Origin of the sequence: Pseudoalteromonas sp. NBT06-2 (genome assembly GCF_002276045.1) — a bacterium.
GTDB lineage: Bacteria > Pseudomonadota > Gammaproteobacteria > Enterobacterales > Alteromonadaceae > Pseudoalteromonas.
This window is the reverse complement of record NZ_NQMR01000277.1, coordinates 1-273: the sequence shown is the minus strand read 5'-3', so window position 1 is coordinate 273 and position 273 is coordinate 1. Positions and strand designations below refer to the sequence as shown.

Here is a 273-nt window from a genome sequence, read left to right as displayed (position 1 = left end):
AATGTGTGTGACGAATTGGGGGTATCGGCACCGAGTTTATTTGTCGACTTTGTAATTCTGTTTGGTGCTGAAACAAAGATGCCAGCCAAAACTCTTGAAGTGGTTAAAACGGAATTGTTGAACAATAACAACCTGGCGTTAGATTTTCCTGAAGTGTGCTGTGCTTCACCACTTTGGAAAATAGGCGAGTTTGCCACAGCCCAGGGCGTGAGGTTTGAAAGCCGCGGAGCTGATCAAGCTGTAAGGGGGGCATTTCATGGGGCCAGTCGCCCC

Annotated in this window: 1 pseudogene; it reads left to right on the top strand. The window is 48.4% G+C overall.

Features of this window, described 5'->3' with window-relative positions:
• A pseudogene (locus CJF42_RS28250) lies at positions 1-273 on the top strand (hypothetical protein); the annotation flags it as partial.